Genomic DNA, 23,104 nt, shown 5'->3' with positions numbered 1-23,104 from the left:
GCCACCCCCTCCCCGCTAGCCGAGCGCGCCGGCCAGGTGGTCGATGGCCGCCTGCACGCCGCCGGCGCCGTAGGGAATGCCGAGCGTCTTCAGGCCGAGTTCGAGCGCCGACAGGGTGCCGAGCAGCATGACCGCGTTGACGTGGCCCATGTGGCCGATGCGGATGCCTTGGCCCGACAGCGCGCCGATGGTGCCGCCGACGGTGACGCCGCAAACCTCCCTGGCGAAGGCGCGCAAGGGCGCCGGATCGGCACCGTCGAAACGGATCACGGTGACGCTGTCGGCGCGCGCCGACGGCTCGACGATGTTGAAGTCGAGAGCGCCCGCCTGCGCCCAGACCGCGACGGCGCGGCGTGTCGCTTCGGCCAGCAGCGCGTGGCGGCGCCAGACGTTGGCAAGGCCCTCAGCGTCGATCAGTTCGATCGCCTTGCGGAAGCCGAACAGCAGGTGCTCGGGCGGCGTGCCGCAGTATTTCTGGTAGTGTTCGGGACCGTCGCGGAAGGTCCAGTCCATGTAGCTGATGCGCAGGTCCGCCGTGCGGTGCGCGGCCAGCGCGCGTTCGCCGGCGGCGACGAAGGACAGGCCCGGCGGCGTCATCAGGCCCTTCTGGGAACCGGTGAGGGCGAGGTCGACGCCCCAGGCGTCCATCTCGAACGGCACGCAGCCGAGCGAGGCGATGGTGTCGACCATCAGGAGGGCGCCGTGGCCGGCGGCGTCGATGGCGGCGCGGATGGCGGCGATGTCGTTGAGCGCGCCCGAGGCGGTGTCGACCTGCACGACCAGGATGGCCTTGATGGCGCCGGCGGCGTCCGCCTTCAGCCGGCGCTCGACGGCGGCCGGATCGACCGGCCGGCGCCAGTCACCGGGCAGCACCTCGACGTCGAGGCCGGCGAGGGTGGCGGCCTCGCCCCAGCCGACCGCGAAGCGCCCCGATTCCAGCACCAGCACCGTGTCGCCGCGCGACAGGGTGTTGGTCAACGCCGCATCCCAGGCGCCGTGGCCGTTGGCGGCGTAGATGTAGGGGCGGCCGGCGGTGCGGAACAGCCGGCGCAGGCCGTCGAGGCATTCGTCGGTGGTGCGCACCAGCGGCCCCTCGTAGATGTCGACCGCGGGCCGGTGCATGGCGCGCAGCACCTCGTCCGGCACGTTGGTCGGACCGGGGATCATCAGGAATTCCTTGCCGTTGCGCAGCGTCATGAAGAGCGACCTTTCGGAGAGGCGATCGGCGGGCGGGGCGTCGAGCCGATCTATATCGCCCGCAACCGGCGCCGACAATGCGTCCCGTCGGCGCTTTCCTGGGGATTCGCCCGCACGGCCGGTGGCCGGCCGGCGCCGGGGCGGGCACTGTGCGGTGCAATCGTGCGATTCGGCTGCGGCGCCCTGCGGCCCTTGCCAGCGGCGCCGGACCGGACAACACTGCCGTTGCGTTATCATGGGCTGATGCGGATGATTGTGGTTCAAGAGCGGACTGCGCCCCTGCTGTTGTCGATCCCCCACTCGGGTAGCCGGATTCCGCCCGCGATCGAGCGGCGGATGACCGCGACCGGGCGCCTGCAGACCGACCTCGCCTGGCACGTCGACAGCCTGTTCGAATTCGCCGCCGACATGGACGTGACCGTGGTGCGCACGCCGGTGTCGCCGCTGGTCATCGACGTCGACGCCGACCCCGCCTCGGCATCCGCGCCGGACGGCGGCCTGGCGCCGGCACTGTGCGCGCTGGAGACGCTGGACGGTAAGCGGCTGTACCAGCCCGAGGAGGATCCCGGCCCGGTCGAGATCGAGGAACGCCGCCGCCTGTTCCACGCCCCCTATCACGACGCCCTGGCGCAGCAGGTCGCGCGGCTGCGCGCCATGCACCGGCGCATCGTCGTGCTCGACGCGCAGTCGATGCGCTCGCGCATCAAGGGCGTGTTCGACGGTGAGCTGCCGCTGTTCACCGTTGGCACCCGGCACGGCCGGAGCTGCCACGAGGACGTGGCCGCGATCCTCGCCGACACCGGCCACGACCTGCCCGGCGCCAGCCACGCCGAGAACGACCTGTTTCCCGGCGGCTGGATCGTGCGCAGCTACGGCCGGCCGCAGGAAGGCATCCATGCCGCGGCGCTGACCATCGCCCAGCGCGCCTACCTGAAGCACGAGACGCCACCGTTCGAGCCCGACAAGGAGAAGGCGCGCCGCCTCAAGGCCGCCCTGCGCCAGACCCTGCTCGCGCTGATCGGCTGGGCCCGCGGCGAGGCGGCGGCACCGGCGCGCGAGCTGCTGGGGCCGCTGCCGGACATGATGATCCGCTGAAGACCGCTCGCAAGGCCGGACGATCCGGTACCGCCCTGCCGCTGCCTCCTGCACAGACACGTCGCGTCAAGGCGAGAGGGCGAGCCGCAGCGCCTCTGACGGCGGATGTCCCTGCCCTGCAGCGGGACGGGTGCGTCATGCACCCGCCCCGCCGGACGGCATCAGAAAAACGCCTGCAGGTTGGTCTGGGCGCGGCCGAGGATGAGGGCGTGGACGTCGTGGGTGCCCTCGTAGGTGTTGACCGTCTCCAGGTTCTGCGCGTGGCGCATGACGTGGTATTCCTCCTGGATGCCGTTGCCTCCGTGCATGTCGCGCGCTTGGCGGGCGACGTCGAGCGCCTTGCCGCAATTGTTGCGCTTGACGATGGAGATCATCTCGGGCGCGACCTTGCCCTCGTCGAACAGCCGGCCGACGCGCAGCGAGGCCTGCAGGCCGAGGGCGATCTCGGTCTGCATGTCGGCGAGCTTCTTCTGGAACAGCTGGGTCTGGGCCAGCGGGCGGCCGAACTGCTTGCGGTCGAGGCCGTACTGGCGGGCGCGGTGCCAGCAGTCCTCGGCCGCGCCCATGGCGCCCCAGGAAATCCCGTAGCGGGCGCGGTTGAGGCAGCCGAATGGACCCTTGAGGCCCGAGACGTTGGGCAGCAGCGCGTCCTCTGACACCTCGACGCCGTCCATGACGATCTCGCCGGTGATCGAGGCGCGCAAGGAAAGCTTGCCGCCGATCTTGGGCGCCGACAGACCCTTCATGCCCTTTTCGAGCACGAAGCCGCGGATGGCGCCGTCATGGGCCTCGGACTTCGCCCAGACGACGAAGACATCGGCGATCGGCGAGTTGGAGATCCACATTTTGGACCCCTTGAGCCGGTAGCCGCCGTCGATCTTCTCGGCGCGGGTGCGCATGCCGGCCGGGTCGGAGCCGGCGTCCGGCTCGGTCAGGCCGAAGCAGCCGACGAACTCGCCGCTGGCGAGCCTGGGCAGATACTTCTTGCGCTGTTCCTCCGAGCCGTAGGCGTAGATCGGATACATGACCAGCGAGGACTGCACCGAGTTCATCGAGCGGTAGCCGCTGTCGACGCGCTCGATCTCGCGGGCGACGAGGCCATAGGCGACATAGGACGCGCCAGCGCAGCCGTAGTCCTCCGGCAGGGTGACGCCGAGCAGGCCGAGTTCGCCCATCTCGGCGAAGATGGCGCGGTCGGTCTTCTCCTCGCGGTAGGCCTCCAGGACGCGCGGCATCAGCTTGTCCTGGGCGTAGGAGCGCGCCGTCTCCATGATCAGAAGCTCGTCCTCGGTCAGCTGCTCGCGCAGCAGGAACGGGTCTTCCCAGTCGAAGGTGCCGCCGCCGGCGGGGGACGATTTGGCATGAGCGCTCATGGGTTCCTCCTGGTCTCGGGTGACGCCGGCGCCGGGTGCGGCCCGGGCGGTCGAACGTGGCGAGAGTGTGCCGGCTGACGGGCGCGCGGAAAAGGGATATGTTTTCTCAAGTTCATTCCATCACGGAATGACCTTCGAGGACAACCGCCGAGTTTTCGCGATCATGAAACGAGCCTTCCTTCCGCCGGCGGAGGCGCTGCTGGCCTTCGAGAGCGCCGCCCGGCACGCCAGCTTCACCCGCGCGGCCGAGGAACTGCACCTGACCCAGGGCGCCGTGTCCAAGCAGGTGCGCCAGTTGGAGGAGCGGCTCGGCGTCGAATTGTTCCGCCGGGTGCGCCAGCGCATCGTCTTGACCGACGCCGGCCGGCTCTACCTGCACGAGGTGCGCGGCGCGCTGGCGCAGATCTCCGACGCGACCCGCCAGGTGATGTCTTTCGCCGGCAGCGCCGACGTGCTGAACCTCGCCGTGCTGCCGACCTTCGGCACGCGCTGGCTGGCGCCGCGGCTGGCCGAATTCCTGCGCCGCTACCCGAGCGCCGGGCTCAACCTCAGCGTCCGCCTGCGGCCGTTCGACTTCGACGCCGAGCCGTTCGACGGCGCGATCCACCACGGCGATCCGGTGTGGGCGGGCGCCATCGCCGAGCCGCTGTTTCCCGAGGATTCCATCGTTGTCGCCTCGCGCGCGTTCCGCGATCGGCACTCGATCCGCGCGCCGGCGGACCTGCTGCGCGTGCCGCGGCTTCAGCTCGCGACCCGGCCGCTCGCCTGGCGGCAGTGGTTCGAGGCGGCCGGCGTCGACACCGAGGCTGCCTATCAGGGACAGCGCTTCGACCAGTTCGGCATGATCGCGGAGGCCGCCGCGCATCACCTCGGCGCGGCCCTCATGCCGCGGCTGTTCGTCGAGGAGGAACTCGCCGCCGGCAAGCTGGTTAGACTGTTCGACACATCGCTGACGGGGCGCTCCGCCTACCACTTCGTCTATCCGGAGCGGCGGACGCTGCGGCCGGTGGTCGCCACCTTCCGCGCCTGGCTGCTGGAGGAGGCGCGCGCGGCGCGGATCGGACGCGAAACCATGCTGCCGGGATAGCGGCGGCGGAGGACGACAGATGAGCGAAACGAGGCGCCTGCGCCTGATCCTGCACGGCAAGGCGGCGGCCCGCGACGAGGTGCGCGCGGCAGTCGAGGCGGTGCGCGGCCTCGGCCACGCCGTGTCGGTGCGGGTGACCTGGGAGGAGGGCGACACGCAGCGGCTCGCCCGCGAGGCGCTGGCCGACGACGAGGCGATCGACGTGCTCGTCGCCGGCGGCGGCGACGGCACACTGAACGAGGTCGTATCGTCCGTGCTGGAGGTGGCCGGAGAGGATCGCCCGCCCTTCGCCTTCGCCCTGCTGCCGCTCGGCACCGCCAACGACTTCGCCCATGGCCTCGGCCTGCCGGTCGAGGATCCGACCGCCTGCCTGACGCTGGCGGCGACGGGACAGGCGCGGCCGACCGATGTCGGCACGGTCAACGGCCAGGTGTTCGTCAACGTCGTCAGCGGCGGCTTCGGCGCGGAGGTGACGACCGAAACCGATCCGACGCTGAAGCGTCTGATCGGTGGCGCCGCCTACCTGCTGACCGGGCTCAACAAGGTCGGCGCGATCGAGGCGGTTGCGGCGCACATCCGCGTCGACGGAGAAGACGGCTGGCGGGGCCGCTTCGTGGCGCTTGCCGTCGGCAATGGCCGGCGCGCCGGCGGCGGCGTGCCGCTGAGCCCGGATGCCGAGCTCGACGACGGCCTTCTGGACCTGATCGTGGTGCCGGAACCGGAGCGCGGCGACGTCGGCCAGCTGGTTCAAGGCTTCCTGGAGACCGGTGCGGAGGCGCTGCGCGCGCATCTGGTCATGCGCCGGGCCGCAAGGATCGAGATCGAGACGGAGCGGCCGATCCAGGTCAACCTGGACGGCGAGCCGCTTCACGCGGAGCGGCTGGACATCCGCGTGCTGCCCGGCCGCATCCGCCTGGTCCGCCCCGACGCGTCCGGACGCGGGCAGGCGCCGGTTGCGAAGGACGCGCGCGGCGGGTAAGCATCGGCTCCGACGGGACGGCCTGCCCGCCGCCCGCTGGATCGGGGATCGCATGGATACAGACACGAGGAGCGCGGCGCCGGGACCGGCCGTGGCGGCGAAGATGCTGAGGCTGAAGGCGAAGCGCTTCCGGGCCTCGCCGCTCGTCGAGGCGTGGCGCAAGCTGACGCGGCAGCGGCAGGTGCCGATCGCCGGGTTCCGGCTTGCGGTCGACGACGCGGTGATGAACGCCCGCGTGCGCTCGCAGGTCTACCGGGGCGTCTACGAGATGAGCAAGTTCGTCGTCGCCGACGCTCTGATGCGCCCCGGCGACCGGGTGCTGGAGCTTGGCGCCGGGCTCGGGCTGGTCACAGTGCTGGCGGCGAGCCGCTGCGGCGGCGACGCGGTGATCTCCTTCGAGGCGGTGCCGCGCAACGCCGAGCTGATCCGCCGCAACCTCGCCCTCAACGGCGTTACCGCCGACGTTCGGGCGCGCGCGATCGGCAAGGCCGACGGCACCATCGACTTCTTCGTCGCCGACGACGCGATCTCGTCGAGCACCAGCACGACACGCGGCGAGACCGGCATGGCGCGGATCGCCGTGCCCTGCGACGACATCCGCACCGTCATGGCCGAGGTGCGCCCGAGCGTGCTGCTGATCGACGTCGAGGGCACGGAGACCGACATCGTGCCGCTGATCGACCTGTCCGGCGTGCGCGCGGTGATGATCCAGGTCCATGGCGACGTCGTCGACGACGCGGCCGCCTCGACCATCATGCGCGCATTCCTGGAGGCCGGGCTCGACCACCTGCACATGTGCTCGATCGGCAACATCTGGGCCTTCGAGCGACCCGACAAGGCCTGATCGCCGGCGGCGGGTTCAGAGCGCGCTGCCGGAAAAGTCCGGATGGGCGCGGTCGCGGTCGGAAATCACCGCCGGTTCGTGCGGCCAGTCGATGGCGAACTGCGGGTCGTCCCAGCGCACGCCGCCTTCCGTGGCGCCGTTGTAGGGCGCGTCGACCAGGTACATGACGTGGGTGTCTGGTTCGAGCGTCAGGAAGCCATGGGCGAAGCCCTTGGGAATCACCAGCGCGTTGCGCCGGTCGGCCGACAGTTCCCGGCCGACCCAGCGGCCGAAGCTCGGGCTGCCGGCGCGCAGGTCGAGCGCGACGTCGAAGATGCGCCCGGTGATCGGGAAGACGATCTTGGTCTCCGCCGCCTCGCGGTACTGGAAATGCATGCCGCGCAGGGTGTGGCGGTGCCGGCTTTCCGACAGGTTGCTCTGGGCAAGCGCGAAGGCGAGGCCCGCCGCGCGGAACTCCTCGGCGCAGAAAAGGCGCGTGAAGGCGCCGCGGTCGTCGCGGCGGGGCGAGAGGCGGATCTCGACGACCGGGTCGAGTTCGGTTTTCAGGAAGTCCATGGCGGTTCCGTCGCTGCGATGATGGTTGCGGGCGCGGCGCAAATCCGGCAAGACCCGCTGGCTGCCCCTGTGTAGTCAATTCCGCTCGGCGAGGGTACAGGTTGAAACGATGGCATTGGGTTTTCTGAAGCTGTTTCGCAAGGACCGGCAGCGTCGGCGTCGGCTGGACTATTATGCCGACGGCCTCGGCCTGCGCGGCAAGTCTCTGGCCGCCATCGAGGAGCCGGGGTTCCGCAAAGCCTTCGACACGGCGGTCGAGCTCAACCGCGAGGGCTGGGGCGGCAAGGTGCCCGATATCCGCTGGCGCGCGCATACCGCCGTCTGGGCGGCGCGCCACGGCCTGGCGCTCGAGGGCGATTTCGTCGAATGCGGGGTCTATCTCGGCCTGCTGTCGCTGACCATCGCGCACAGCCTCGACTTCGCCCGCGTGCCCAAGCGGTTCTGGCTGTTCGACACCTGGGACGGGCTGGCGGAAGGCGCGCTGACGGACCAGGAGAAGCAGCGCTCCGACCAGGCCGGCTGGATCTATCGCGGCGTCTACGAGCTCGCGGCGCGCAACTTCGCGCCGTTCCCGAACGTGACGCTGGTGCGCGGCACGCTGCCCCAGTCGCTCGAGGGCCAGCCGATCGGGAAGATCGCCTACCTGTCGATGGACCTCAATTCGGCCGCACCGGAAGAGGCGGTGATCCGCACCCTGTGGGACCGGATCACGCCGGGCGGGGTGGTGCTGCTCGACGACTACGGCTGGACCGGCTTCGACGACCAGCGGCGGATGTGGGACGGCTTCGCCGCCGGGCGCGGCGTGCCGATCCTGTCGCTGCCGACCGGCCAGGGCCTGATCCTCAAGCCGCCGGCCTGAGCCCGGGCGCCGACGCTCGGCACCGCAGCCGGGGTGAGGGACGCACCGCAGCGTCCGCAGGCTCAAAGCGCCTTTTCCAGCCGCTTGCAGATCGCCTTCAGCACGGCGATGCGGGCATGGCGCTTGTCCTGCGAGGACACCAGCGTCCACGGCGCGTAGGCGGTCGAGGTGCGGTCGACCATGTCGCCGGCGGCGACGGCGTACTGGTCCCACTTCAGCCGGTTGCGCCAGTCGTCGTCGGTCAGCTTGTGGCGTTTGTAGTCGGTCTCCTCGCGGGCCTTGAAGCGGGCCAGTTGCTCGTCGGCGCTCACCGCCAGCCAGAACTTGCACAGCACGATGCCGAAATCGGTCAGCTCCGCCTCGAAGGCGTTGATCTCGTTGTAGGCGCGCATCCAGTCGGCCTCGCGCGCGAAGCCCTCGACCCGTTCGACCAGCACCCGCTCGTACCAGGAGCGGTCGAACAGCGCGACGTGGCCCTTGCGCGGCATGCGCCGCCAGAACCGCCACAGGTAGGGCCGCGCGCGTTCCTCGTCGCTCGGCGCCGCAATCGGGTGTACCTTGTAGAAGCGCGGGTCGAGCGCGCGCGTGACGCGGCGGATGGTGCCGCCCTTGCCGGCCGCGTCGTTACCCTGGAAGGCGCAGACCAGTGCGATGTCCCTGAACGCCTTGCGGTCGACGAGCGCCGCCAGCCGCCCCTGCCAGCGCGTAAGCTCCGCCTCGTAGGCGTCCTCCGCCAGCGCCGGCGACAGGTCGATCGCGTCGACCGCGCTGATCCGCTTGACGCCGCCGATCACCGCCGGCGCGGCGGGAGGCGGCGCGTCGGGCGCGTCCAGCGCCTTGCGCATCGCCGCCGTTACCGTCTGCGCCAGCGCCGCGTCACGGTATTGCGCGTCCTCCGAGGGCAGCACAACCCAGGGCGCGAAGGCGGTGCTGGTGTGCAGCGCCACCTGCTCGGCGACCGCCCTGGCCTTGTCGTGGTTCTTGACCCCGGTCCATTCGTCGAGCACGTGGCGGGCGGTGGCACCCCTGGCCTTCAGCGCCTTCAGCCGCTTCTTCTGCGTCTCGCGCGACAGCGCGAACCAGAACTTCAGCAGCAGAACGCCCTCGCTGGCGAGCATCTGCTCGAAGCGGACGATGGCCGCCATCTGCCGTTCGAAGCCGTCCACCGACAGGCTGCCGTCGATTCGCGCCCGCATCGGCGCCTGGTACCAGCTGCCGAACACGATCGCGGTCTGGCCCTTGGCCGGCAGATCGCGCCAGTAGCGCCAGAACGGCGGCCGTAGCCGCTCCTCTTCGCCCGGTTCGCCGTAGGCGTTGCACAGGAGATGGCGCGGGTCCATCCACTCGTAGAGCCGGGCGATCGCAGCACCCTTGCCGGCGCCGTCGATACCGGCGACCAGCACGATGGTCGACACCGGCTTCTTCTCGATGATCTCCAGCTGGGCGGCCAGCAGGTCGCGCCGCAGGTCGGGCTCGAGCGCGGCGAAGGTGGCCTTGTCGAGTTTCTGGGGCAGGGTGGCGGACTGGAACATAGGGCTCGCGCAGCTTGGGGTCGACTTGTCGATCCTCAGCCCAAACGCGTCGCCGCACAAGGCCGGCGGAGGTCTTTCGCGACCGCGCGAAACCCCTTGTTGAGCCGACCGGTGCCTGCCTATATGCAGACCGCAGCACGACCCGTTCCCGCCACGCCGCCGCGCCAAGGGGCCGACCTTGACCGACCTTCTCAACCAGCTGGTCTCCTTCATCGGCGACAATCCCGGCTTCGCCGGCGCCATCGTCTTCCTGATCGCGATGGGCGAGGCGCTGTTCATCGTCGGCCTGTTCGTGCCGAGCACGGTGGTCCTCGTCGGCGCCGGCACGCTGGTCGGCCTCGGTAAGCTCGAGGCCTGGCCGATCTTCCTGTGGACCACGCTGGGCGCCATCGCCGGCGACGCCGTCTCCTACTGGATCGGCCATGTCTACAAGGACCGGCTGAAGAGCGTCTGGCCGCTGTCGCGCTACCGTAGCCTGGTCGAGCGCGGCGAGGCCTTCTTCCTGCGCCACGGCGGCAAGAGCGTGTTCATCGGCCGCTTCGTGCCCGGCGTGAAGGCGGTCGTGCCCGGCATCGCCGGCATGGTCGGCATGAACGCCACCCGCTTCACGATCATCAACGTCGTTTCGGCAGTGGCCTGGGCGATCGCCCATCTCGGCCCCGGCTTCCTCGCCGGCACCGCCTTCAGCGCCCTCGGCGAGGTCAGCGGCCGCCTCGCCCTGGTGCTCGGCGTCCTGTGCGTGATCGTCTTCGTCGCGGTCATGCTCGGACGCTGGCTGATCCTGATCGTCCTGCCGCTGTTCCCCGGCACCCATGTCGCGCTGGTTGCCTGGTGCGCGCGCCGGCCGGACCGACTGTCGCGCTGGGTCGCGCGCACCTTCGACCCCGAGCACCCGCGTTCGGCCGGCATGCTGGTCTCCGCGCTGCTGCTGCTGGTCACCATGCCGGCGTTCTTCTGGGTGGTCGCCGAGATCGCCCCGGGCGAGGCCATGCTGCAGGCCGACGTCGCCATCCGCAATCTGTTCCAGTCCCTGCGCACGCCGCTTGGCGACCATATCATGGTGTTCATCACCATGCTCGGCGACGGCGTCGTCGTCACCGTCGTCACCCTGGCGGCGGCCGGCTACCTGTTCCTGCGCCGCGCCTGGCGCCGCGCGCTCGGCTTCCTGGTCGCCATGACCGGCGCCGCGCTGTTCGTGCCGCTGCTCAAGCTGACCGTGCTGCGCCTGCGCCCGCTCGAGCTCTACGACGGGGCCCACGCCTACAGCTTCCCCAGCGGCCACGCCACGCTCAACGCCGTGCTTTACGGCATCCTGACCGTGCTCGTCGCTCACGACCGCTCGCCGTGGACCAAGGCGGCGCTGTTCACCGTCACCGCCGCCTACGTGCTCGCGCTCGGCTTCTCGCGCGTCTATCTCGGTGCCCACTGGGCGAGCGACGTCGTCGCCGGCCTGCTGTTCGGCGTCGCCATGGTGTCCGCCTTCGGCTTCGTCTTCGGCTCGATCCACAACGAGAAGGTCGGCCGCACCGTGCTCGCCGTGCTGGTCGCCGCCGTGCTCGCCGCCGCCGGCGGCTGGCACGTGCACCGCGCCTTCGACGCTGCCGTCGCCTCCTACGAGCCGGTGCTGGTCGACGAGGTGCTGGCCGCCGACGCCTGGCTCGCCGGGCGCTGGGCCGAGCTTCCCGCGCGCCGCATCGGCCTCAGCGGCGAGGATCGTGAGCCGTTGGTGATCCAGCATGCCGGCCTCCCGGCGCGCTTCGCCGAGGTCCTGGCGGAGCACGGCTGGCGCCGGCCGCCGCGCTGGTCGATCGCCTCGGCCGCCGGCTTCGTCGCAGGCAGGACCGCAGCAGAGGACCTGCCGGTGCTGCCGCGCACCCAGAACGGCCGCCGTCCGGCCCTGATTCTCATCCGCGACGACCCGCCGGATGCGCCCGACGCCGGGCGCTGGATCTTGCGCCTGTGGCCGGCCGGCGTCGCGCTGGACGCCGGCGGCCGGCGCATACCGCTTTATGTCGGCGGCGTCCTGCACGAGAAGATCCTGCACCCGATGGGCGAGTTCTCCGGCCCGGCGACCGACCGCGAAGCCCCGGCGCCCGACGACAACCCGGCGCTGCTCATGCCCGGGGCGATCGAACGGTTGCGCCCGGACGGCGGTCCGGTGGTCCTCGTACCGCCGCCCGCCTGATATATTCAATAAATTGAAACTAAGACTTGCGGCGCCGTTTTTAATTCATATATTGCGAACTTGGAATTCAGCCGGCGACCGGGCCCTGGACGGACCCCGGCCGCCGCGTCCGTATCTGGGACCGCCGCGCGACGAAAACGATCGCCGCACGGTGGTCGCGGCATGCGGCGGTTGCGCGAACCGACCCGGATTGGTGACGGTTCGCGGGATCCTGTGTGACTTTTGTCTGAGAGGGGAAGACATGGAAACCGATTTCACGCCGATTGCCGCCCTCGCCGGCGGCGCTCTGATCGGGCTCGCCTCGGCGGTCCTGATGGCCGTCCATGGCCGCATCGCCGGGGTCACCGGCATCCTCGGCGGCCTGCTGCCGACCATGCGCGAGCGCGACTGGGGCTGGCGCGCGGCCTTCATTCTCGGCCTGATCGCCGCCCCCGTCGCCATGGCGCTGGTGACCGGCGAGATGCCGCAGATCGGCGTTCCGGTGTCGACCGCCGCCCTTGTCATCGGCGGCTTCATCGTCGGCGTCGGCGTCACCCTGGGGTCCGGCTGCACCAGCGGCCACGGCGTGTGCGGCATGTCGCGCCTGTCGGGGCGCTCGATCGCCGCGACCCTCACCTTCATGGCGACGACCGCGCTCACGGTCTTCGTCGTCCGTCACGTCGTCGGAGGCTGACCCGCCATGGCTCGTATTCTCACCGCTTTCGTCATCGGCCTCGTGTTCGGCACCGGGATCATGGTTTCAGGCATGGCCAACCCGGCCAAGGTCCTGAATTTCTTCGATTTCGCCGGCACGTGGGACCCCAGTCTGGCCTTTGTCATGGGCGGCGCCCTGGTGGTCACCGCGATCGGCTACCGGCTTGCCTTCCGCATGCCGCACCCGCTTTTGTCCAACCGCTTCGCCATCCCGACCCGCAAGGACATCGACGTCCGCCTGCTGTCCGGCGCCGGCATCTTCGGCATCGGCTGGGGTCTTTCCGGCTTCTGCCCGGGCGGCCTGGTGCCTGCGCTCGGCCTCGGCCGCAGCGAGCCGGCGGTGTTCTTCGTCGCCCTGATCGCCGGAATCCTGGCCGTGCGGGTCGCGGACATGCTGCGATCCCGGCAACGCCTTGCGGCGTCGTCCTGACGCCGGCCCCCCTGCGGCCATGCCGCCGAACCTTGTCCCCGAACGGGCGACTGCGCCCGGAAAACCGAGGAGATTGGAAATGTCCGCTACCCCCTATCCGGTTGACATGACCGTCAAGCCCGAGGTCACCGCGTTCTTCGATCCGCCGACCAACACCATCAGTTACGTGGTCAAGGATCCGGCCTCGAGCGCCTGCGCGATCGTCGACAGCGTCATGGACATCGACTACGCAGCCGGCCGCATCACCTACGATTCGGCCGACCGGATCATCGCCTTCGTCCGCGAGCACGGCCTGACGGTCGAATGGCTGATCGAGACCCACGTCCATGCCGACCACCTGTCCGCCGCCCCCTACATCCAGGGCAAGCTCGGCGGCAAGCTCGGCATCGGCGACAAGATCACCGTGGTGCAGGACACCTTCGGCAAGATCTTCAACGAGGGCACCGAGTTCCAGCGCGACGGCAGCCAGTTCGACCGCCTGTTCTCCGACGGCGACACCTACACGGTCGGCGGGATGACCTGCTTCGCCATCTACACGCCCGGCCACACGCCGGCCTGCATGACCCATGTCATGGGCAATGCCGCCTTCGTCGGCGACACGCTGTTCATGCCGGACGGCGGTTCGGCCCGTGCCGACTTCCCCGGCGGCGACGCCGGCACCCTCTACGACTCGATCCAGAAGGTGCTCGCCCTGCCCGACGACATGCGCCTGTTCATGTGCCACGACTACGGTCCGAACGGCCGCGACATCCAGTGGGAGACTTCGGTCGGCGAGGAAAAGGCGCACAACATCCACGTCGGCGGCGGCAAGACGCGCGACGAGTTCATCAAGTTCCGTACCGAACGCGACGCTACGCTCGACATGCCCAAGCTGATCATCCCTTCGATCCAGGTCAACATGCGCGGCGGCAAGATGCCGCCCAAGGACGACAGCGGCAAGACCTACCTGAAGGTGCCGGTCAACACGCTCTGACCGGCCGCAGCTGACCTGACGCCGTCCGGCCCGGCCGGGCGGCGTCCCGTGGCACCGGCTTTCGGGCGGCTCGCAGGGAGCCCCGCCAACGAGCCCCTCCAGGAGAGGCCCCAAGGAGATCCGATGGACATCCGCAAGATTTCGTCTTCCCTGTCGGTCGCGCCACAGATCGAGGTCGCCGACCTCGCCGCGGTGGCGGCGCAGGGCTTCAGGACCGTCGTCAACAACCGGCCCGACGGCGAAGCGCCCGGCCAGCCCGGCAGCGACGCGATGGAGGCGGCCGCGCGCGCCCTCGGCCTCGCCTATCTCTACATCCCCGTCGTCAGCGGCCGGATCACGGACGAGGACATCGAGGCGTTCCGGCGGGCGCTGGCGACCGTCGAGGGGCCGGTGTTCGCCTATTGCCGCTCCGGCACGCGCTCGACCTGCCTGTGGGCGCTTGCCGAGGCGGCCAGGGGCGGCGACATCGCCGGAATTGTTTCGGCCGCCGCGGAAGCCGGCTACGCGCTCGACGGCCTGAGGCCGCGGCTCGAGGCCTGCGCCCGTGCCGCGACGCTGTCTGCCGAGGGCGCCTGAGTCGTCCGCCGGCACACGCTGTGGTTACCATCCTGCGTTTCGGACTTGCAGGACCGCACGAGGAATGCGACCGTTTCCCTGTTTGGCCTGAAGAGGAAAGGGCCAGGGGATACCGGAGCCGCATGCCATGGACGGGATGGCGGCTCCGGTAGACCGCAGGGCTCCGAAACCGATCGGACCGAACTCGAATGAGCCTCTTCAAGCGTTATCTGCCCATCCTGACCTGGGGCGCGTCCTACACCCGGGATACGGCCACCAACGATCTGGTCGCTGCGGTCATCGTCACCATCATGCTGATCCCGCAGTCGCTGGCCTATGCGCTGCTCGCCGGCCTGCCGCCGGAGATCGGCCTCTACGCCTCGATCCTGCCGCTGGTCGCCTACGCCCTGTTCGGCACCAGCCGGGCGCTTGCGGTCGGCCCGGTGGCTGTGGTCTCGCTGATGACCGCCTCGGCGGTCGGCGAGCTTGCCGCCCAGGGTACGGCGGAATACCTCGGCGCCGCGATCGCGCTCGCCTTCCTGTCGGGGCTCATGCTGGTGCTGATGGGCGTCTTCCGCCTCGGCTTCCTGGCCAACCTGCTCAGCCACCCGGTCATCTCAGGCTTCATCACCGCCTCGGGCATCATCATCGCCGCGAGCCAGCTCAAGCACATCTTCGGCATCCCGAGCGGCGGCCACAACCTCTACGAGATCGTCGTCTCGGTCGCGTCCCATCTCGGCGAGACGAACCTGATCACCCTGGCCATCGGCATCGTCGCCACCGCCTTCCTGTTCTGGGTCCGCAAGGGGCTGAAGCCGTTCCTCGTCGCCCGCGGTCTCCGGCCGCGGCTGGCCGACATCCTGGCCAAGGCCGGTCCCGTCGGCGCGGTCGCCGTGACCACGCTGGTCGCCGCTGCCTTCTCGCTCGGCGACAAGGGCGTGCGCCTGGTCGGCGACATTCCCGCCGGCCTGCCGACGCCGACCCTGCCGCCCTTCGACGCCGACCTGTGGCTCCAGCTCGCCGGCCCGGCGCTGCTGATCTCCGTCATCGGCTTCGTCGAATCCGTGTCGGTCGCCCAGACGCTGGCCGCCAAGAAGCGCCAGCGCATCGTGCCCGACCAGGAGCTGATCGGCCTCGGTGCCTCCAACATCGCTGCGGCGGTGTCCGGCGGCTATCCGGTCACCGGCGGCTTCGCCCGTTCGGTGGTCAATTTTGACGCCGGCGCCGAGACGCCGGCCGCCGGTGCCTACACCGCCGTCGGCATCGCGCTGGCGACCCTGTTCCTGACCCCGCTGCTGACCAACCTGCCGCAGGCGACGCTCGCCGCCACCATCATCGTCGCCGTCCTGTCGCTGGTCGACCTCGGCGCGCTGAAGCGGACCTTCCTCTATTCGCGCAGCGACTTCGCCGCCATGGCCGCGACCATCCTGGTCACCCTCGGCTTCGGCGTCGAGACCGGCGTCGTCACCGGCGTCGTCCTGTCCATCGCGCTCTATCTCTACCGCACCAGCCGCCCGCACATGGCGGTCGTCGGCATCGTCCCCGGTACCGAGCATTTCCGCAACATCAAGCGGCACGTCGTGGTCACCGGCTCGAAGGTGCTGACCGTGCGCGTCGACGAGAGCCTCTATTTCGCCAACAGCCGCTATCTGGAAGACCGCATCTACGAACTCGTTGCCGAGCGGCCGGAGATCGAGCATGTCGTTCTGATGTGCCCGGCGGTCAACGAGATCGACGCCAGCGCCTTCGAGAGCCTGGAAGAGATCAACCGCCGTCTGTCGGACTCGGGCGTGAAGTTCCATCTGTCCGAGGTCAAGGGCCCGGTCATGGACCGCCTGGAGCGGACCGACTTCCTGCATCACCTGTCGGGCCGCGTGTTCCTGACCCAGTATCAGGCGCTGTGCGCGCTCGATCCCCATACCGCCCACGTCTCGGAGGCGCGTACGCCCAAGAAGAGCGCGCACAGCGACGTCTGGGCGGGTCCGGAGATCTGATCGGTCGGCATCGGCGGGGCTGTCACAGAAATTTCACACAAATTTCACGCCTTGGATGTGCTGGATCCGTTTTCGCGTGAAAGTTTCGACCGTCTCTGGTCGTGCCGCTTGCGGTCCGCGGCGCCACGGCGCAGTCTGCGGCCATGACCGCCGACCCGTCGTCCCCCTCCGCCTCCAGCCTCTCGGTCCGGCTCGCCGCCACCCGGCCCGGACGGCTCCTGGTCGTCGTCTTCTCCCAGGTGCGCGTGCCCGAGGGCAAGTTCGGGCTCGAGCGCCTGTTCGCCAACACCGGCCATAACTGCCTGTTTCTCAACGATTGTCGCAGTCGCTGGTATCTCGGCCAGGACGCCGCGATCGATGCTGCCGTCGAGGAGGCGCGCGCCGGCACGGGGGCCAGCGGGCTGGTCTATTACGGCTCTTCGATGGGCGGCTACGGTGCGCTCGCCGCCGGCCTGCGGCGCGGCGACGGCACGGTCCATGCCTTCGGGCCGGAACTCGTCCTTGGCCGGGCGGGCAGCCAGAGCGCCCGGTACGGCATCGCCCGTGAAATCGACGGCGCGCTGGTTTCACGCCTGTCGCGCGCCGCCCCGGCCCATCCGCTGCATCTCTATTTCGGCATCCTCGATCCGGACGACGCTGCCGGCGCGGCCGCGGCGCTCGCCTGCCTGCCGAGGCCGAACCTCGCAGTCCATCTCTTGCGCTCCTGTCACGCCAGCCACGACCACCTCTACAGCCTCAACGTCGTCCGCAAGATCATCACCACCTTCCGCCGCGATCCGGCCGTCGAGATCGTCGCGCGCGGCCTTGCCGCCGCCGCCGACCCTGCCGTTCTCGCCGCCTTCGCCCGGCTCGCCGAGGCGCTCGCCGACGGCCGCGCCGTCGATCCCGGCGCGGTCGAGGCGCTCGCCGCCGCGGCGCCCGACAACCCCGGCCCGCTGCGCCTGCTCGCCGAGGCCCTGGCCGCCCGCGGCGACTACGCCGCCGCCGTGGCGGCGCTCGAGGCGGCCGAGCGCCTGGTCGCGTCCGACCCCGTGCTGGCGACCCTGCCCAAGCGCTGGCGCAAGGAGATGCCCCTGCGCCGGGCCGGCTGGCTGATCGAGCTTGGACGGCAGGAGGAGGCCGCTGCCGTCCTCGCCGACGCCGTCGCCCGCTTCCCCGCCGACCCGCGGTTCGACGCCCTGGCGGCGCGGCTCGGCGCCGCTCCCGGGTGACGCTTCCCCGCCGGTCTCCGGTTCGCAGGCATCCGGCAGCAATCCGCATCTTTCCGGCGCCTTTCAGCAGGCAAGCGGGAACGAAGCAGGACAGGTCCCGGACACGGGTCCGGCCCTGCCACAGACCTTTCCGGATTGCCAAAAATGCCGAGGAGTCTGTCAACTTTTGCCGGAGAACATCTTGAAAAAGACGAACAAATGAGGAACTAATGCGGAATGAACGCCTCCCTCGGCCCCGCCGCCAACCGCATCGCCCTCGACGACCCGTTAACGGACGGACGCCAGTCTGAGACCGCGCTGAAGGTCTGGCGCGGCGCCGCGCGCCTGCTGAGAAGCCTTGATTTTGCTTGTCTTTCCGAAGTCGTCCTGGCCTCCGGCCGGCGCGCCGACCTGCTCGCCCTCGGTCCCCGCCACGAACTCGTCATCGTCGAAGTGAAGTCCTCGGTCGCCGATTTGCGCGCCGATTCCAAATGGCCGGACTACCGTCTCCACTGCGACCGACTCTATTTCGCCACCCATCCCGGCGTACCCGCCGAGATCTTCCCGGACGACGCCGGCCTGATCCTCGCCGATGGCTTCGGCGCCGAAATCCTGCGCGATGCTCCCGAGCACCGGCTGACCGCCGCCACCCGCAAGGCGCTCACCCTGCGCTTCGCCCGCCACGCCGCCCTGCGCCTGCACGACCTCGCCGACCCGGACGGCCGGCGCGTCGTCGACGGGCTGTAGGCGACTAAGATACTGGCAGGAAAATAGAAACAGGCTCCGGCCTAATGCGCCTCGTCCCAGTTGTCGGCCGCACGGGCATCGACCTGGAGCGGCACGGACAGCGTCAGCGCCGGCTCGGTCGCCGTCTCCATCACCCGGCGCACGACCGGAATGGTCGCCTCGACCTGGTCCTCGGGTACCTCGAAGATCAGCTCGTCATGCACCTGCAGGAGCATCTCGGCATCGAGCTTCGCCGCCGCCAGAGCCGCGTCCATACGCACCATCGCGCGGCGGATGATGTCGGCCGCCGACCCCTGGATCGGCGCGTTGATCGCCGCCCGCTCGTAGAAGGCGCGCAGGCTCGGGTTGGACGTGTTGACGTCCGGGTAATGGGCCTTGCGGCCGAACACCGTCGTCACGTAACCCTTTGTGTGGACTTCCTTCTTGATCGCTTCCATGTAGTCGCGGATGCCCGGGAAGCGCTCGAAGTAGGTCTTGATGTAGTCGCCCGCCTCGCCGCGCGAGAGGCCCAGCTGGGCGGCCAGCCCGAAGGCCGAGATGCCGTAGATGATGCCGAAGTTGATCGCCTTGGCGCGCCGGCGGACCATCGGGTCCATGCCTTCTATCGGCACGCCGAACATCTCGCTCGCGGTCATGGCATGGATGTCGAGCCCGTCGGCGAACGCCTGCTTCAGCTGCGGAATGTCGGCCATGTGGGCGAGCACGCGCAGCTCGATCTGGCTGTAGTCGGCCGAGATCAGCTTGCGCCCCTTGTCGGCGACGAAGGCCTTGCGGATCTTGCGCCCCTCTTCCGTCCGCACCGGGATGTTCTGCAGGTTCGGCTCGGAGGACGACAGCCGCCCGGTCGTCGTCGAGGCGAGCGAATAGGAGGTGTGCACCCGTTTCGTCTCCGGGTGGATGTAGCTCGGCAGCGCGTCCGAATAGGTCGATTTCAGCTTCGACAGCTGCCGCCAGGCGACGATCTTCGACGGCAGTTCATGGCCCTCGGCGGCGAGGTCGTCGAGCACGGATACGGAGGTCGACCAGGCGCCGGTCTTGGTCTTCTTGCCGCCGGGCAGGCCCATCTTGCCGAACAGGATGTCGCCCAGCTGCTTGGGAGAACCGATGTTGAAGCTCTCGCCGGCAAGCGCGTGGATCTCCGCCTCCAGCGCCGCCATGCCCTGGGCGAAGTCGCCGGACAGGCGCGACAGCATCTGCCGGTCGACCGAAATGCCGCGCCGCTCCATCCGCGCCAGTACCGGCACCATCGGCCGTTCCAGCGTCTCGTAGACGGTCGCCATGCGCTCGGCGACGAGCCGCGGCTTGAGCACCCGCCACAGCCGCAGGGTAACGTCGGCATCCTCCGCCGCATAGGCGGTCGCCTTGTCGATCGGAACCTTGTCGAAGGTGACCATCGCCTTGCCGGAGCCGGCCACCTCCTTGAACGGGATCGGCGTGTGATCGAGCCAGCGCTCAGCGAGCTCGTCCATGCCGTTGCCGCCCTTGCCGGCGTCGAGCACGTAGGACAGCAGCATGGTGTCGTCGTAGGGGGCGATCTCGACGCCGTAGCGCGCCATCACCAGCCAGTCGTACTTGAGGTTCTGGGCGATCTTCAGCACGCCGGCGTCCTCGAGCATCGGCCTGAGCACGTCGAGCGCCTCGGCGAGCGGGATCTGGCCCTCGACCAGGCCGCCGCCGCCCAGCAGGTCGCCCTCGCCGTCGACATGGGCCAGCGGCACGTAGCAGGCCTTGCCGGGCGCGGTCGCCAGCGACACGCCGACGAGTTCGGCCTGCATGGCGTCGAGCGAGGTCGTCTCGGTGTCGAAGGCGACGAGGCCGGTCTCGACGGCCTCCGCCACCCACGCCTTAAGTCGGTCGAGGCTGGTCACGGTCTCGTAGACGCCGCGATCGATCGGCTCGGCCTTCGCCGCCTCGGCGCGGGCGGCGGCGAGCGCCTGCGGCGTCATCCCTGCCGCGGCGGGAAGCTCGTCCGGGGCGGAAGACGCGGCCGTCGGCCTGTCCGCCGCCGCCTCGGCGCGCTCCATCTGCCGGCCCTTGCCGTCCGGCCTGTGCCATCCGGGGATGTCGAGGTCGAGCGGCTCGATCGCGGCGATGTCGGCGCCCGTGGCCTCGGCGACGCGGCGGGTCAGCGTGGTGAACTCCAGCGCCTTGAGGAAGCCGACGGCCTTGGGGCCGTCGACCGATGTGACGGCGAGGTCGCCGACCGGGGTCTCGACCGGCACGTCCTGCTTCAGCGTCACCAGCTTTCTGGAAATGCGCGCCTGCTCCGCGAATTCGATCAGGTTCTCGCGCCGCTTGGTCTGCTTGATCGTGTCGGCCCTGGCGAGCAGGGCCTCCAGGTCGCCGAACTCGCCGATCAGCTGCGCGGCGGTCTTGATGCCGATGCCCGGCACGCCCGGCACGTTGTCGATGCTGTCGCCGGCCAGCGCCTGCACCTCGATCACCTTGTCGGGTCCGACGCCGAACTTCTCGACCACCTCGGCCTCGCCGAAGATCTTGTTCTTCATGGTGTCGATCATGCCGATTCGCGGCCCGATCAGCTGCATCAGGTCCTTGTCGCCCGACACGATGGTGACGCGCGCGCCGGCGTCGGCGGCCTGCCGGGCGTAGGTCGCGATGAGGTCGTCGGCCTCGAAGCCCTCCTGCTCGATGCAGGCAACCGAGAAGGCACGCGTCGCCTCCCGGATCAGGCCGAACTGCGGGACGAGATCCTCCGGCGGCTCGGGACGCTGCGCCTTGTAGGCGGGATAGATGTCGTTTCGGAAGGTCTTGGCGGAATGGTCGAAGATGACCGCGAAATGGGTCGGCTCGTCGCCTTCCTCCGGCGTCAGTCCTTCGGTCAGGAGCTTCCACAGCATGTTGCAGAAGCCGGCGACGGCGCCAACCGGCAGCCCGTCCGACTTGCGTGTCAGGGGCGGCAGCGCGTGATAGGCGCGGAAGATGAAGGTCGACCCGTCGACCAGGATCAGGTGGTCGTCGGCGGTGAGGGCGGAGGCGGGGCTGGTCTTCGACATGGCGCGGATCATGCCCGCTGGGACGAGTCGAGGAAAGACCTAATCGGCCCGCTTTGCCGGCTGCGCCGGGGCAGGCCTATTCCGCGGCCTGCGGCGCGCGGGACGCCCTGTGGGTTCCCTCCAGTCGCGCCCAGGCCGGGCGCACGAACAGGAATCGGGCGAAGCCGGTTCGGCGGACGATCCACCAGGCGATCATCGGCCCGCTCACGCCGGCGAGCGTGACGACGAGCGAGGCCGTGCCGACATCGACCAGGTCGAGCTTCAGAAGCAGTATCCGCGTGACCGCCATCGGCAGGAAGAAGGCGAGGTAGACGACGATCGAGGTGCGGCCGAGCGCGGCGAGCCAGTCCGTGCCTGGAAGCCGCGCCAGCAGGCTGCCGAGGAGCACGACGGCAATCGCGCCGAGCGTGCCGAGGGCGAGCGAGACGACGGGCAGGGCGGGCACGCCGGCAAGGACCGCGGCGCCGTTGACCGTTGCCCAGGCGAGAAGGCCGGCGAGGGCCGTGGCGCGGTGTGCATCCGCCCAGTCGGCCAGGGCGAACAGGCGCGGGGCGAACAGGGCGCCGGCATAGAAATAGACGAAGCGGGCGCAGAACTCGTCGACGATGACCGATCCGGTCTCTATCGGGGCGATCTCCAGTGCCGCCGCCGCCGCCAGAACCGCCTGCCAGGGCACGCGCACCTGATGCAGCAGCTTGGCGACGACGAAGAAGATCGCCAGCAGATAGATGAACCACAGCGTGCCGAACGGCTGCACGAAACCGATCAGGTAGCCCGCCGGCACCGAGGCCCAGCCGGCCTCGGCCGCAAAGAGCGGCGCCTTGAAGCCGAACTGGATGGTCAGCCAGAGACTGTAGAAATAGGCGAAATGCACGACCTTGCGGTCGAGATAGAGGCGCCAGTCGCGGTCGAGGACACGGGCGAGGAACAGGCCGGAGATCAGGAAGAAGTCGGGCATCCGGAACGGTGCGGCGAAGGCGACCAGGCCGTGCATCCAGCCGGTCGCGCCGGCTGCCGCCTCGGTGCCGAGGACGGAATGCATCATCACCACCAGGATGATGCACAGCCCCTTGGCGTGGTCGACCCATTCGATTCGGTGTCGCTCGGCCATGCCGGCCGCTGCCTCCTCTATCGCTTCGATGCAGGCACCCTACATCAGAGCGGCCGGATGGGGGTTAATCGGACGGGTAAGCTTTCAGGATTGGTGAATAACAGGCGGTCACAAGCGCGTGAATGCGGCGGCGCCGGGCGACCGCTCAGCGGTCGGCACGCCACGGGCTGATGCGGGGCGGCGCCTCGGATGCGTCCCGAGCCGGGTCGGCCGGCTTGCCTGTCGGGCCCCATTCGGTCTCGTCCAGATCGACGACCCGGGTGCCGCGCTGCTCCCTGCGGCTGTTGACGATGATCACGTCGGCGCGCGCGACGACGAAGCCGGCGATCATCCGGCGCACGGCCGGAACGAACAGCAGCAGGCCGACGGTATCGGTGACGAAGCCCGGAATCAGCAGCAGAATGCTGGCCAATACGATCATCGCGCCGTGCAGCAGGTCCTCGCCGGGTGCCCGCCCGGCATCCAGTTCCGCCTGCATCCGGCGCAGCAGCGACAGGCCCTGCTGACGCAGCATCATGGTTCCGGCGACGGCGGTGAGCAGGGTCAGGCCGATGGTCGGCAGCACGCCGATGGCGTCGCCGACGACGATGAACACCGCGATTTCGGTCAGCGGCAGCAGGATCAGGGCGGCGAGGATCAAAAGTCCCACGGAATAGACTCGTTCGATGGACGATAACTGGCTTAAGATAGG

General features: G+C 69.7%; 20 protein-coding genes. 13 read left to right on the top strand and 7 right to left on the bottom strand.

Translation table 11 applies throughout. The features are described from left to right. Window positions 1-15 precede the first annotated feature (15 nt). The gene (locus SL003B_RS21555; RefSeq protein ID WP_013654988.1) at window positions 16-1,197 is read right to left on the bottom strand and encodes a pyridoxal-phosphate-dependent aminotransferase family protein; all 1,182 of its coding nucleotides are present in this window, start codon (window positions 1,195-1,197) and stop codon (window positions 16-18) included. A 243-nt stretch (window positions 1,198-1,440) separates the two neighbouring features. Here SL003B_RS21555 and SL003B_RS21550 point away from each other — a divergent pair, with 243 nt between their 5' ends. Continuing rightward, a complete protein-coding gene (locus SL003B_RS21550) occupies window positions 1,441-2,292 on the top strand; it encodes an N-formylglutamate amidohydrolase (protein ID WP_339325433.1) in 852 nt (283 codons plus the stop codon). A 161-nt stretch (window positions 2,293-2,453) separates the two neighbouring features. Here SL003B_RS21550 and SL003B_RS21545 read toward each other — a convergent pair whose 3' ends face one another. Next, window positions 2,454-3,665, bottom strand: coding sequence for an acyl-CoA dehydrogenase (locus SL003B_RS21545; RefSeq protein WP_013654986.1), 1,212 nt, complete (start codon window positions 3,663-3,665; stop codon window positions 2,454-2,456). Between the two features lie 163 nt (window positions 3,666-3,828). On the opposite strand from SL003B_RS21545, the gene SL003B_RS21540 reads away from it, so the two are divergent. The 3 genes from SL003B_RS21540 to SL003B_RS21530 are packed head-to-tail and all read left to right on the top strand — an operon-like array spanning window position 3,829 to window position 6,575. After that, entirely contained in the window at window positions 3,829-4,752 is a 924-nt protein-coding gene (locus tag SL003B_RS21540) for a LysR substrate-binding domain-containing protein (RefSeq protein WP_041376383.1), read from the top strand. A gap of 19 nt (window positions 4,753-4,771) precedes the next feature. Then, a complete protein-coding gene (yegS, locus tag SL003B_RS21535; protein WP_013654984.1) occupies window positions 4,772-5,731 on the top strand; it encodes a lipid kinase YegS in 960 nt (319 codons plus the stop codon). A gap of 52 nt (window positions 5,732-5,783) precedes the next feature. Continuing rightward, window positions 5,784-6,575: an FkbM family methyltransferase gene (locus SL003B_RS21530; protein WP_083812145.1), complete on the top strand. Its 792-nt coding sequence runs from the start codon at window positions 5,784-5,786 to the stop codon at window positions 6,573-6,575. A gap of 15 nt (window positions 6,576-6,590) precedes the next feature. On the opposite strand, the gene rfbC is transcribed toward SL003B_RS21530, so the two are convergent. After that, window positions 6,591-7,130, bottom strand: a complete 540-nt coding sequence (gene rfbC, locus SL003B_RS21525; RefSeq protein ID WP_013654982.1) for a dTDP-4-dehydrorhamnose 3,5-epimerase — start codon at window positions 7,128-7,130, stop codon at window positions 6,591-6,593. 109 nt (window positions 7,131-7,239) lie between these two features. Between rfbC and SL003B_RS21520 the strand changes: the two genes are divergently transcribed. Further along, window positions 7,240-7,989, top strand: a complete 750-nt coding sequence (locus SL003B_RS21520; RefSeq protein ID WP_148259360.1) for a TylF/MycF/NovP-related O-methyltransferase — start codon at window positions 7,240-7,242, stop codon at window positions 7,987-7,989. A 62-nt stretch (window positions 7,990-8,051) separates the two neighbouring features. On the opposite strand, the gene pap is transcribed toward SL003B_RS21520, so the two are convergent. Further along, complete coding sequence (gene pap / locus SL003B_RS21515) at window positions 8,052-9,521, bottom strand: polyphosphate:AMP phosphotransferase (RefSeq protein ID WP_013654980.1); 1,470 nt, start codon at window positions 9,519-9,521, stop codon at window positions 8,052-8,054. Between the two features lie 178 nt (window positions 9,522-9,699). Between pap and SL003B_RS21510 the strand changes: the two genes are divergently transcribed. The 8 genes from SL003B_RS21510 to SL003B_RS21475 all read left to right on the top strand — a co-directional run bounded on the left by SL003B_RS21510 (window position 9,700) and on the right by SL003B_RS21475 (window position 18,288). Then, complete coding sequence (locus SL003B_RS21510; RefSeq protein ID WP_013654979.1) at window positions 9,700-11,706, top strand: bifunctional DedA family/phosphatase PAP2 family protein; 2,007 nt, start codon at window positions 9,700-9,702, stop codon at window positions 11,704-11,706. A 241-nt stretch (window positions 11,707-11,947) separates the two neighbouring features. Further along, window positions 11,948-12,379 (top strand): YeeE/YedE family protein, encoded by a 432-nt coding sequence (locus SL003B_RS21505; protein WP_013654978.1) that lies wholly within the window; start codon window positions 11,948-11,950, stop codon window positions 12,377-12,379. Window positions 12,380-12,385: 6 nt separating this feature from the next. After that, window positions 12,386-12,829, top strand: coding sequence for a YeeE/YedE family protein (locus SL003B_RS21500; RefSeq protein ID WP_013654977.1), 444 nt, complete (start codon window positions 12,386-12,388; stop codon window positions 12,827-12,829). A gap of 79 nt (window positions 12,830-12,908) precedes the next feature. Next, complete coding sequence (locus tag SL003B_RS21495) at window positions 12,909-13,802, top strand: MBL fold metallo-hydrolase (RefSeq protein WP_013654976.1); 894 nt, start codon at window positions 12,909-12,911, stop codon at window positions 13,800-13,802. A gap of 123 nt (window positions 13,803-13,925) precedes the next feature. Next, complete coding sequence (locus tag SL003B_RS21490; protein WP_013654975.1) at window positions 13,926-14,378, top strand: protein tyrosine phosphatase family protein; 453 nt, start codon at window positions 13,926-13,928, stop codon at window positions 14,376-14,378. Window positions 14,379-14,566: 188 nt separating this feature from the next. Further along, a complete protein-coding gene (locus SL003B_RS21485; RefSeq protein ID WP_013654974.1) occupies window positions 14,567-16,351 on the top strand; it encodes a SulP family inorganic anion transporter in 1,785 nt (594 codons plus the stop codon). Window positions 16,352-16,494: 143 nt separating this feature from the next. Next, window positions 16,495-17,562, top strand: a complete 1,068-nt coding sequence (locus SL003B_RS21480; RefSeq protein WP_013654973.1) for an alpha/beta hydrolase — start codon at window positions 16,495-16,497, stop codon at window positions 17,560-17,562. 216 nt (window positions 17,563-17,778) lie between these two features. After that, a complete protein-coding gene (locus tag SL003B_RS21475) occupies window positions 17,779-18,288 on the top strand; it encodes an MmcB family DNA repair protein (RefSeq protein ID WP_013654972.1) in 510 nt (169 codons plus the stop codon). 41 nt (window positions 18,289-18,329) lie between these two features. Here the strand turns inward: SL003B_RS21475 and polA are convergent, their stop codons facing one another. The 3 genes from polA to SL003B_RS21460 form a co-directional block, all read right to left on the bottom strand. Then, window positions 18,330-21,302 (bottom strand): DNA polymerase I, encoded by a 2,973-nt coding sequence (polA, locus tag SL003B_RS21470; RefSeq protein WP_242390298.1) that lies wholly within the window; start codon window positions 21,300-21,302, stop codon window positions 18,330-18,332. Between the two features lie 76 nt (window positions 21,303-21,378). Further along, window positions 21,379-22,413 (bottom strand): acyltransferase family protein, encoded by a 1,035-nt coding sequence (locus SL003B_RS21465; protein ID WP_013654970.1) that lies wholly within the window; start codon window positions 22,411-22,413, stop codon window positions 21,379-21,381. Window positions 22,414-22,558: 145 nt separating this feature from the next. Beyond that, window positions 22,559-23,062 carry an FxsA family protein gene (locus SL003B_RS21460; protein WP_013654969.1) on the bottom strand — a complete coding sequence of 168 codons (504 nt, stop codon included), beginning with the start codon at window positions 23,060-23,062 and terminating at the stop codon, window positions 22,559-22,561. Window positions 23,063-23,104 lie beyond the last annotated feature (42 nt).

Source organism: Polymorphum gilvum SL003B-26A1 (assembly GCF_000192745.1).
Taxonomy (GTDB): domain Bacteria; phylum Pseudomonadota; class Alphaproteobacteria; order Rhizobiales; family Stappiaceae; genus Polymorphum; species Polymorphum gilvum.
Note: the sequence above shows the minus strand (reverse complement) of the source record. Positions and strands in the feature narration are given on the sequence as shown.

Excerpts from the sequence above, each read along its gene's own strand:
- SL003B_RS21555 (WP_013654988.1), bottom strand. The coding sequence starts at position 1,197 with ATGACGCTGCGCAACGGCAAGGAATTCCTGATGATCCCCGGTCCGACC.
- SL003B_RS21550 (WP_339325433.1), top strand. The coding sequence starts at position 1,441 with ATGCGGATGATTGTGGTTCAAGAGCGGACTGCGCCCCTGCTGTTGTCG.
- SL003B_RS21545 (WP_013654986.1), bottom strand. The coding sequence starts at position 3,665 with ATGAGCGCTCATGCCAAATCGTCCCCCGCCGGCGGCGGCACCTTCGAC.
- SL003B_RS21540 (WP_041376383.1), top strand. The coding sequence starts at position 3,829 with ATGAAACGAGCCTTCCTTCCGCCGGCGGAGGCGCTGCTGGCCTTCGAG.
- yegS (WP_013654984.1), top strand. The coding sequence starts at position 4,772 with ATGAGCGAAACGAGGCGCCTGCGCCTGATCCTGCACGGCAAGGCGGCG.
- SL003B_RS21530 (WP_083812145.1), top strand. The coding sequence starts at position 5,784 with ATGGATACAGACACGAGGAGCGCGGCGCCGGGACCGGCCGTGGCGGCG.
- rfbC (WP_013654982.1), bottom strand. The coding sequence starts at position 7,130 with ATGGACTTCCTGAAAACCGAACTCGACCCGGTCGTCGAGATCCGCCTC.
- SL003B_RS21520 (WP_148259360.1), top strand. The coding sequence starts at position 7,240 with ATGGCATTGGGTTTTCTGAAGCTGTTTCGCAAGGACCGGCAGCGTCGG.
- pap (WP_013654980.1), bottom strand. The coding sequence starts at position 9,521 with ATGTTCCAGTCCGCCACCCTGCCCCAGAAACTCGACAAGGCCACCTTC.
- SL003B_RS21505 (WP_013654978.1), top strand. The coding sequence starts at position 11,948 with ATGGAAACCGATTTCACGCCGATTGCCGCCCTCGCCGGCGGCGCTCTG.
- SL003B_RS21500 (WP_013654977.1), top strand. The coding sequence starts at position 12,386 with ATGGCTCGTATTCTCACCGCTTTCGTCATCGGCCTCGTGTTCGGCACC.
- SL003B_RS21495 (WP_013654976.1), top strand. The coding sequence starts at position 12,909 with ATGTCCGCTACCCCCTATCCGGTTGACATGACCGTCAAGCCCGAGGTC.
- SL003B_RS21490 (WP_013654975.1), top strand. The coding sequence starts at position 13,926 with ATGGACATCCGCAAGATTTCGTCTTCCCTGTCGGTCGCGCCACAGATC.
- SL003B_RS21485 (WP_013654974.1), top strand. The coding sequence starts at position 14,567 with ATGAGCCTCTTCAAGCGTTATCTGCCCATCCTGACCTGGGGCGCGTCC.
- SL003B_RS21480 (WP_013654973.1), top strand. The coding sequence starts at position 16,495 with ATGACCGCCGACCCGTCGTCCCCCTCCGCCTCCAGCCTCTCGGTCCGG.
- SL003B_RS21475 (WP_013654972.1), top strand. The coding sequence starts at position 17,779 with ATGAACGCCTCCCTCGGCCCCGCCGCCAACCGCATCGCCCTCGACGAC.
- polA (WP_242390298.1), bottom strand. The coding sequence starts at position 21,302 with ATGTCGAAGACCAGCCCCGCCTCCGCCCTCACCGCCGACGACCACCTG.
- SL003B_RS21465 (WP_013654970.1), bottom strand. The coding sequence starts at position 22,413 with ATGGCCGAGCGACACCGAATCGAATGGGTCGACCACGCCAAGGGGCTG.